The 9,340-nt window shown below is 74.0% G+C and carries 10 protein-coding genes; 6 read left to right on the forward strand and 4 right to left on the reverse strand.

Annotated elements, in window-relative coordinates:
- Nucleotides 1-165 precede the first annotated feature (165 nt).
- The gene (locus GQS09_RS24025) at nucleotides 166-909 is read left to right on the forward strand and encodes a class I SAM-dependent methyltransferase (protein ID WP_165989643.1); all 744 of its coding nucleotides are present in this window, start codon (nucleotides 166-168) and stop codon (nucleotides 907-909) included.
- A gap of 130 nt (nucleotides 910-1,039) precedes the next feature.
- On the opposite strand, the gene GQS09_RS24030 is transcribed toward GQS09_RS24025, so the two are convergent.
- The 3 genes from GQS09_RS24030 to GQS09_RS30460 form a co-directional block, all read right to left on the reverse strand.
- Entirely contained in the window at nucleotides 1,040-1,531 is a 492-nt protein-coding gene (locus GQS09_RS24030) for a glutathione peroxidase (protein WP_165989645.1), read from the reverse strand.
- Between the two features lie 75 nt (nucleotides 1,532-1,606).
- A complete protein-coding gene (locus GQS09_RS24035) occupies nucleotides 1,607-2,089 on the reverse strand; it encodes a hypothetical protein (RefSeq protein WP_243761731.1) in 483 nt (160 codons plus the stop codon).
- A gap of 169 nt (nucleotides 2,090-2,258) precedes the next feature.
- Nucleotides 2,259-2,735, reverse strand: coding sequence for an ATP-binding protein (locus GQS09_RS30460; protein ID WP_165989647.1), 477 nt, complete (start codon nucleotides 2,733-2,735; stop codon nucleotides 2,259-2,261).
- 209 nt (nucleotides 2,736-2,944) lie between these two features.
- Here GQS09_RS30460 and GQS09_RS24045 point away from each other — a divergent pair, with 209 nt between their 5' ends.
- From GQS09_RS24045 to GQS09_RS24065, 5 genes are all read left to right on the forward strand, one after another.
- The gene (locus GQS09_RS24045) at nucleotides 2,945-3,805 is read left to right on the forward strand and encodes a helix-turn-helix transcriptional regulator (RefSeq protein WP_165989649.1); all 861 of its coding nucleotides are present in this window, start codon (nucleotides 2,945-2,947) and stop codon (nucleotides 3,803-3,805) included.
- A gap of 10 nt (nucleotides 3,806-3,815) precedes the next feature.
- Nucleotides 3,816-4,055, forward strand: coding sequence for a DUF397 domain-containing protein (locus tag GQS09_RS24050; protein WP_165989662.1), 240 nt, complete (start codon nucleotides 3,816-3,818; stop codon nucleotides 4,053-4,055).
- Nucleotides 4,056-4,117: 62 nt separating this feature from the next.
- Entirely contained in the window at nucleotides 4,118-4,951 is an 834-nt protein-coding gene (locus tag GQS09_RS24055; protein WP_165989651.1) for an SAM-dependent methyltransferase, read from the forward strand.
- 222 nt (nucleotides 4,952-5,173) lie between these two features.
- Complete coding sequence (locus GQS09_RS24060) at nucleotides 5,174-6,169, forward strand: LysR family transcriptional regulator (RefSeq protein ID WP_165989653.1); 996 nt, start codon at nucleotides 5,174-5,176, stop codon at nucleotides 6,167-6,169.
- A 97-nt stretch (nucleotides 6,170-6,266) separates the two neighbouring features.
- Nucleotides 6,267-7,640 (forward strand): carbohydrate-binding protein, encoded by a 1,374-nt coding sequence (locus GQS09_RS24065; RefSeq protein WP_165989656.1) that lies wholly within the window; start codon nucleotides 6,267-6,269, stop codon nucleotides 7,638-7,640.
- Between the two features lie 115 nt (nucleotides 7,641-7,755).
- Here the strand turns inward: GQS09_RS24065 and GQS09_RS24070 are convergent.
- On the reverse strand, nucleotides 7,756-9,340 hold a 1,585-nt coding region (locus tag GQS09_RS24070), incomplete at its 5' end, for a PQQ-binding-like beta-propeller repeat protein (protein ID WP_165989658.1).

Here is a 9,340-nt window from a genome sequence, read left to right on the forward strand (position 1 = left end):
GCCGGCGCGTGCGCCGCCGGGCCGGCACCACCGGGCGATCCCGCGGTGCCGTCAGGAGGCCGGGCGGCCGGCACGCCGGGTCAGGGGCTCGCCGGACACCCCGCGGCAGGCCCCTGACCCGGCGTTCCCGCCCGCGGGACGCGGCGGACCGGTACCGTGGTCACCGTGTTCTCCCCGCAGGGCCCGACGCTGCGCGAGCTGGCCGTGCAGGCACTGTCCTCCACCGAGCACGGCTACGACCTGCTCGCGCCCGCATTCGACCGGACCCCGTTCCGCACCCCGGCCGTGGTGCTGGACGCCGTGGCCGCGGCGCTGCGTCCGCTGGGACCGTTCGACAGCGGCCTGGACGTCTGCTGCGGCACCGGCGCGGGCATCGGCATGCTCCGCGAGCTGTGCGGGCAGCGGGTGGTCGGCGTGGACTTCAGCGCGGGCATGCTCGGGGTGGCACGCTCCGCCCACTGCACCGGGGAGGCGCCCGGTGATCCGGCGGTCCACCTGGTCCGGGCCGATGCCCGCCGCCTGCCGTTCCGCCCCGCCTTCGACCTCGCGGTCAGCTTCGGTGCCTTCGGCCACTTCCTGCCGCGTGAACGGCCCGCGCTGTTCCGGCAGGTGCACGGCGCGCTCCGGCCCGGCGGCCGGTTCGCCTTCCCGATCGGCGCCCCGCCGAAGGTCTTCTCCCGCGGCTACTGGGCGCTGCTCGGCTTCGACGCCGCGATGCGGGTGCGCAACGCGCTGTGGCGGCCGCGCTTCATCATGTACTACCGCACCTTCCCCCTGGCCGGTGTGCTGAACGACCTGGCGGGTGCCGGTTTCGCGGTCGAACTCCTGCCGCTGCCCGGGCTGGGCAGGCGCCCGGACGGCGCCCCCCGGGCCCGCCTGGTGGTGGCCCGCCGCGCCGCCGCCCGCTGAGCCGCCGGCCGGGTGGCGTCCGGTGCGCGGTACGTCTCCGCCGGCCCGGCCCGGCCCGGCCTGGCCCGGTCCCGGCACCTGCCCGGAGCCGGGGCCTGGGCCGGGCGGAAAACGGCGGCGGGCGAAGCCGTCAGGCGTCGGGCAGGGCCTTCTCCACCGCGGTGAGGATTTCCGGGGCCTCCGGCTCGGTCTGCGGCGGGAACCGGGCCACCACCTCGCCGCCCGGGGCGACGAGGAACTTCTCGAAGTTCCAGCGGATGTCCCCGGTGTGCCCGTCGGCGTCCGCGGTGCCGACCAGGGCCGCGTACAGCGGGTGCCGGCCGTCCCCGTTGACCTCGATCTTCTCGGTCATCGGAAAGCTGACGCCATAGGTGGCGGAGCAGAACTCGGCGATCTCCTCGGCGGTGCCGGGCTCCTGGCCCATGAACTGGTTGCACGGCACCCCCAGCACGCTGAAGCCGCGTGCCGCGTACCGCTCGTGCAGCCGCTCCAGCCCTTCGTACTGCGGTGTCAGTCCGCACCGGGAGGCCACGTTGACGATGAGCAGGGCCTTGTCGCGGTAGCGGTGCAGTTCGGCCGGCCCGCCCCGCAGGGCACCGATCTCGGTCTCATAGACAGACATGCGCACGAGCCTAGCCAGCGCCGCCCCGGCGCGCCCCGGGCCCCGCCGGGCCGGGAGCGGAATCTCCGGTTCCGCTCAGCCGGCGGGCGCGGTGGCGGCCTGTTCCCACTCCGGGCGCAGCCCCAGCACATTGCACAGCACGATGTAGAGCATGATCGGATGGGTGTACGGCACATCGTCGCTGGGCCAGTGGGTGAGGCGCGGGCGCATGCGCACCGCCCCGGGAGCGGTCACCACGCCCCCGGCCGCGTAATCCGCCGCATCCGGCCAGGCGATGCCGATGTCGGCCTGCTCCGGCACGATCCACCACCATCGCTCGGCATCCGCGAACACGCAGCCGGTGCGCGGCAGCCCGCGTCTGATGCGCGGCCCGAGCGGAGCGGCCACGCCGACGGCGTCGTACCCCATCGGGGCGGGCAGTCCGGAGGGCAGGCACAGCCGAAGCCGCCCGCGCCGCCGCTCCGCGTGCGCCTCCGCCGGGGGTGCGCCGCGGTCCGGCCCTGGGAGGCCGCGCACCAGGTGGAGCCTGGCCAGCAGTCCGGCGCCCCGGCCCGGCATCAGCGGGAGCACCTGCGCAGCGGGCCCCGGGTGGCGTCGCCGCACCGCCGCGGCGCGCCGCCGGCGCGTCCGCACGGCCGGCGCCCGCCGTACCCGCTCCTGATCCCGCTCCCGCGGACGCCGCCGTTTCCCTCGCCGTTGCCGTTGCCGTTGCCGTTTCCGTTGCCGCTCATCCCCGGTCCCCTTCCGCGGTCAGGGGCAGGCGTGCCCAGACCGACCAGCCGTCTTCCCGGCAGTCGCGAATCCCCCAGGCGGTGCTGACCGCCTCCACCAGCAGCAGGCCGCGCCCGTGCTCCTCGCCCGGCAGGCGGGTGCGCGAAGCGCCTACGGCTTCCCCCTGACGGTGGCGCCCGCCCACCTCGACGTAGACCTCCCCGTCGCCCTCCGGCCCCGGGTCCCGGCGCAGCCGCCACACCACCGACTCGCTGTCGGTGTGCACCACGGCGTTGGTGAAGAGTTCGGAGACCACCAGGGCGGCCGTCTCGCGGGCCTCCTCGGGCACGCCCCAGCGGTCCAGCCGGAGCCTGGTCATCCGCCGCGCCTCGGCGACCGACTCGCCGCGCGCCGGCAGGCTGAACTCCTCGCTCGCGGTAAGGCTTTGCGCGAGCACCCCGGACGACGGGGTGCCGCATCCGGCAGATGGCACGGCTGTCCTCGCCGGGTGGCCGTCGCGCGAGCCGGCGAGCGCAGTAAGCGCTTCCGACCGCCACAGGGTGAACCGTGTCACACCCTCACTATGCTTCCCGCCGTGCACAGTTGGCAAGAGTCACTCTGAAAAGTTCAGAGTTGACGATGCAGGGTGTCCAGACCAATCCTCTCCGTGGCACACTGCGGGCATGGCAGGAGAGATGCAAGGTGAGTGAGGCCCGCTCCGCCCCCACCGTGGGCCAACTCGTGCTGGGCAAAAGGCTCCAGGACCTGCGGGAGCGAGCCGGGCTGAAGCGTGAGGACGCGGCCCGGGTGCTCCATGTCGCCCCCGCCACGGTCCGCCGGATGGAGACCGCCGAGGTCGCGCTGAAGATTCCCTACGTGCGCCTGCTGCTCGACGCCTACGGCATCACCGAAGCCGAGACCGAGACCTTCGTCCGGCTGGCCGAGGAGGCCAACCGGCCCGGCTGGTGGCACCGGTTCCGGGACGTGCTGCCGGACTGGTTCAGCGTGCACGTCAGCCTGGAGACCGCGGCCAAGGTCATCCGCGGCTACGAACCCCACCTGATCCCCGGACTCCTCCAGACCGAGGACTACGCCCGGTCGGTGCTGCGCTCCGGTTCGGTGACCCCCACCACCCCGGAGGAGACCGAGCGGCTCGTGGCGCTGCGCATGCAGCGCCAGACCATGCTGACCAGGGAGGACGCCCCGCATCTGTGGGTGCTGGTGGACGAGACGGCCCTGCGCCGCCCGGTCGGCACACCCCGGGTGATGCGGGGCCAGGTCGACCGGCTGCTGGAGGCGGTGGAGCGGCCCAACATCACCTTCCAGGTCCTGGAGTTCTCCGCCGGCTTCCACCCGGCCAGCTACGGGCCGTTCGTCCTGTTCCGCTTCGAGCTGCCGGAGCTGCCGGACATGGTCTACGTGGAGTACCTCACCGGCGCCGTCTACCTGGACGAACGCACCGAGGTCGCCTCCCACCTCGCACTCCTGGACCGCATGTCGGCCCAGGCGGCAACCGCACGACGCACCAAGGAGATCCTGCGGGATTTCCGCAAGGAGTTCTGACATGGACCGCATGCACGACCGTGTCCGCAACGGTATGCGCGCCAGTGACCTCGGTACCGAAGGCTGGTACCGGCCCTGGAGCGGCGGCAACGGCGGCAACTGCGTCGAGGCCAGGAAACTGCCTGACGGCCGGGTCGCCCTCCGCCACTCCACCGACCCCCACGGGCCCGCACTCATCTACACCCGCGGTGAGATCGCCGCGTTCATCGAGGGTGCCAAGGCAGGAGAAGCCGACTTCCTGCTGACCTGACGGGCGGCCGCCCGTCTCCCCCGCCCTGACGCCCCACTCACCCCGACGGAGGACATCCGCATATGGCCGATGACATGAGCTGGACCCGGGAACCACCGGCTGCCGCGCCGGTCGAGATCGACACCTCCGTTCCCAGCATCGCGCGGGTCTACGACGCCTTCCTCGGCGGCAAGGACAACTACCCCGTGGACCAGGCCATCGCCGAGCAGGCCGCCAAGGAGTTCCCGGACGGCGGCGAGGGCGCGCGCACCAACCGCCGGATGCTGATCCGCGCGGTCCGCTACCTGGCGCGCCAGGGCGTCGACCAGTTCCTGGACATCGGCTCCGGCCTGCCCACCGTGCAGAACACCCACCAGGTGGCCCAGGAGATCAACCCGGACGCCAAGGTCGTGTACGTCGACAACGACCCGATCGTCCTGGCCCACGGCCGTGCGCTGCTGGAGGACAACGACCGCAGCGTCGTGGTCACCGCCGACATCCGCGACCCGCAGGCCCTGCTGGGCCACCCCGACGTCGCCGGGATGCTGGACCCCGACCGCCCGGTGGGCCTGATCCTGGCCGCCGTGGTCCACCACCTGCTGGACGAGGAGGACCCGGACGGCCTGGTCGAGACCTACAAGAAGTGGATGAGCCCGGGCAGCTACCTGCTGCTGACCCACTTCTGCTCCTCCACGCCGGAGGCGCAGCGGCTGGAGGCGGTGCTGCGTGCCGCCCTGGGGCGGGGGCAGCTGCGCAGCATGGGCCGGATCGCCGCCTTCTTCGAAGGGCTGGAGATGGTCGAGCCGGGCGTGGTCTACCTCCCGTACTGGCACCCGGACGAGCCGGTCAAGAGCCCGCTGGACATCGCCGGCCTGCTGTGCGCCGGCGGCCTGGGCCGCAAGCCGCTCGACGCCTGACCCGGCCGCGCCTCACCCGGCACCGGCCGCCCGTCCCGCACACCACCACCCGCACCGCCGCACCGCCACCGCACCGCCACCGCACCGCCACCGCACCACCACCGCACCGGCTGCGGGGCCTCCTTGCCACCCCCCGGCCCCGCAGCCCCTCCTTCCTGGATCACGCCCGGCTGTCCGTGCCGTTGTCTTGCCCCTCCGGGGGCGGGCGACCAAGCTCGGTGCATGGACCTGGAGCTGCGGCACCTGAAGACGATCCGGACCATTGCGGACGCGGGCAGCCTCACCAAGGCGGCGACCGCGCTGGGTCTGCCCCAGCCCGCGCTGAGCGCCCAGCTCAAGCGGATCGAACGCGCCCTGGGCGGCCCGCTGTTCGACCGCGGCCGGCACGGGGTGCGGCTCACCCCGCTCGGCGAACTGGTGCTGGACCGGGCCCGGGTGCTGCTTCCCGCCGTGCAGGAACTCCAGGAGGACGCGGTCCGGCTGGCCCGCACCCGTGAGGCGGGCGGCGGGCCCGCCCGGTTCCGGCTGGGCGGCACCCACGGTCCGCTGCTCGGCGCCCTGGTGGACCGGATCGCCACGGTCTTCCCCGGCCATCACGTGTCCACCGCCACCTCCTGGTCCGAGCGGGAGATCACCGGGGCGGTGCGCGAGGGACGGCTGGACTACGCCCTGATCGGCACCTGCGGACAGGCGCCGCCGCCCGACGCCGAACGGCTGTCCTGGCAGCAGGTCGGCCTGGACCCGGTCTTCGTGATGCTGGCCGAGGGGCATCCGCTGGCCGGCCGGACCGAGGTGGGGCTGGCCGAGCTGGCCGGCGAGTCGTGGGCCGACGTCCCCGGCGACGGCTGCTTCGCGGACTGCTTCACCGCCGCCTGTGTGCGGGCCGGTTTCCGCCCGGTCACGGTCTTCGAGACGGACACCGCCGCCTGCGTGCACCTGGTGCGGGTCGGCCGGGCGGTGGGGCTGTGCCGGGCCACCTTCCCGCCCACACCCGGCCTGGTGACCCGTCCGCTGTCCGGCACCCCGCTGCGCTGGCGGCACCTCATCGGCTGGCATCCGGACGCCCCGGCCGCCCGCACCGCGCAGACCGTGGCCGCCCAGGCCCGGAACGCCCACGCCGAGGCCGCGGCGCAGAACGCCGACTACCGCCGCTGGCTCTGTGCCCACCCCGGTTTCGGCCCGGCGCCGGCCGCGGCGGTGTCCCCCGGGGCGGCCTGAGCCTTCCATAACGCCGGGCAGAGGGGGGAAGCGGAGTCTGCTGCCTTGTCGTGTGCACGGCTAGTTTCTCGGGCGCCCCCGAGAACGAGGAGAAGGCATGCTCCGAAGGAAGATCAATGTCAAGGCCGCGGGTGCCGCACTGCTGGTCGCGGGCGCGCTCACCGCGTCCGGCCTGACGGCCCCCGCCGCCTCGGCCCAGCCCGACCCGGCACAGGGGCCGCAGGCACAGGCCCCGCAGGCCGCCCCCGCGCTGCTCGCCGCCATGCAGCGCGATCTCGGCCTGACCGCGGCCGAGGCCACCTCCCGGCTGGCCGCCGAACAGCACGCCGCCTCGGTGGCCATCGGCCTCGAAGTGGCGCTGGAGGACAGCTTCGCCGGCGCCTGGGTGCAGGGCGGTGCCGCCCGGCTCACCGTGGCCACCAGCGACGCGGACGAGGCCGACGAGATCACCGCCGAGGGGGCCCGGGCCGTCGTGGTGAAGCACTCGCTCGCCGAACTGGACGCCGCCAAGGCCGCCCTGGACCGGGCCGCCCGGCACACCCCGACCGACGACGCGCCGGTGTGGTTCGTCGACCTGCCGACCAACTCCGTGGTCGTCCAGGCCCTGGACCGGGACGCCGCCGAGGCGCTGATCGACGCCGGCGGCGTGGACCGCACCCTGGTCCGGATAGAGGCCACCGCCGAACAGCCCCGGCCGCTGTACGACCTGCGCGGCGGCGAGGCGTACTACATGGGCAGCAGCGGACGCTGCTCCATCGGCTTCTCGGTCACCCGCGGCGGGCAGCAGGGCTTCGCCACCGCCGGCCACTGCGGCTCCACCGGGACCACCACCTCCGGGTACAACCGGGTGGCCCAGGGCTCCTTCCAGGGCTCCTCCTTCCCCGGCAACGACTACGCCTGGGTCGCGACCAACAGCAACTGGACCGCCACCCCGTACGTCAAGGGCGGCGGAGGCCAGAACGTCCAGGTCGCGGGCTCCACCCAGGCGCCGGTCGGCTCCACCGTGTGCCGCTCGGGCTCCACCACCGGCTGGCACTGCGGCACCATCCAGCAGCACAACACCAGCGTCACCTACCCGCAGGGCACGGTCACCGGCGTCACCCGCACCACGGTGTGCGCCGAGCCCGGCGACTCCGGCGGCGCCTACATCTCCGGCAACCAGGCGCAGGGTGTCACCTCCGGCGGCTCCGGCAACTGCCGTACCGGAGGCACCACCTTCTACCAGCCCATCAACGAGATCCTGTCGGTCTACGGCCTGACCCTGAAGACCAACAGCGGCCCCGGCGACCCGGGCGACCCCGGTGACCCGGGCGACCCGGGCGACCCCGGCGGCACCTGGGCGGCCGGCACCACCTACCAGGCCGGCAGCACCGTCACCTATGGCGGCGCCACCTACCGCTGCCTCCAGGGCCACACCGCCCAGACCGGGTGGGAACCGCCCCACGTGCCCGCGCTCTGGCAGCGCGTCTGATCCCTTCCCCACCGCTCCCCGGAGGGCGGACTGACAGGCCCGGGCGGCCGGCGACCAAGGGGGGTCCGGCCGTCCGGGCCGCCGGGGCCACCGGGGCCACCGGGGCCGCCGCCGGCTACTCGCCGCCCGGCTCCGGGCCCGAGTCCGCCGGGCCCTCCCCGCCCTGCTCGCCCTCCCCGCCCTGCTCGTTCCTCCCGTCGCCGCCGCTCTCCTCGCCCGCCCCGCTGCCGCTCGTCCCCTCCGGGCCGTAGACGGCGATATCGGTCTCCAGGGAGTAGTCCCGCGGGCTGAAGACGAACCGCCCGTCGAGGAAAAGCGTGAAACTGTCGGTGAGCAGGAACTGCTCGTCCATCCGGAACAGCGGCTCCGCCTGCTTGCCGTCCGGGGAGATCCGCACCACCTGGCTCGGCTGGCCGCCGAACCCGGCCTGATGCACGATCACACCCCCGTCGTCCGCGCCCAGCACGGTCATCCGGAAGAACTCCTCGGTCCGGTACTGCCACTTCACCGCACCGGACGCCGTGTCCAGCGCGGTCACCGGGTTGCCGCCGCCGAACTCCACCGGGGACACGTACAGCACGCCGTCATGCGCGGCCATGCCCTCGCAGTCGTCCACCGCGCTGTAGGGGACGACGTCGCCCCGGCACAGCTCGTCGCGGAGGCCGTGGACGTCGTCCGCCGAGATGCCGGTGTCCGCCACGGGCACCGTCGCGGTGATCTGTCCGCCGTCGATGAAGGCGAGTTCCGTCATGGGGCCGAACTCCTCCGAGCGCAGCGAGACCACCAGCGGCGAGGTGCTGTGGATCTTGTCCATCCACGTGCCCTCGGGCAGGTCGACGGTCCACGCCGTGTCTCCGGTCGCCGGATCGATCCCGTCCAGCCGGAAGACGGGCTCGGTCAGGCTCCCGTTGCCGGCGTTGACCACGGTGGCGCAGGTGCGCCGCCGGACCAGCACCTCGCCGCCGGCCACCCCGTCCACCGCGCAGATGTCCTCGCCGTCCGAGATGTCCTGCTCCAGCACGCCGGGGATCTCGTTCACCCTCTTGGACAGCGAGTTGTACTCCGCGCCGGCCGATGAGATCACCTCGCCGTCCTCGACCCGGTGCAGGCTCCAGCCGCCGGTGGTGTGAACGGCGTAGGACGATCCCGCCATCGCGATACCGAAGCCGAGCGGGTTGGTGTTCGGCTCCAACGGCCGGCTCCAGCCCTGCTCACCGGACTTCAGATCGATCCGGGTGATGTTCTGCCCGCAGTTCTTCTCCCCGTGGCCGACCACGAGCAGCCCGTCGGCGTTGGCGGTGGCGGGCGCGCAGACCACCTCGGCCTCCGCGAGTTCGAGGCTCCAGACCTCGGAGCCGTCGGCCACCGCATAGGCGGTGAAGACGGGTCCGCCCGCCTTGACGACCATGTCGCCCACCGGCCAGAAGCCGTGCGGGCTGTCGCCGTCGCCCAGGCCCTCGTCGAGGGACCAGACCAGGCCCCCGGGAGTGTCCGGGTCGACCGCGCCGGCAGCCGCGCCGCCCTTGCCGTCCTTGTCGTCGTCCGGGCCGAACACGAACCAGGCGCCTGTGCCCACCGCGGCCAGCACCACCACGGCGACCACGGCGATCACCGCTGCCGCCGAGCCGCCCCGCTTCCGGTGGCCGCCGGGCGGCGGGCCGCCGGGCCGGCCGTAGGGCTGCGGCGGCGGCCCCGGGGGC

The organism is Streptomyces sp. YIM 98790 (genome assembly GCF_011421595.1).
Classification (GTDB): domain Bacteria; phylum Actinomycetota; class Actinomycetes; order Streptomycetales; family Streptomycetaceae; genus Streptomyces.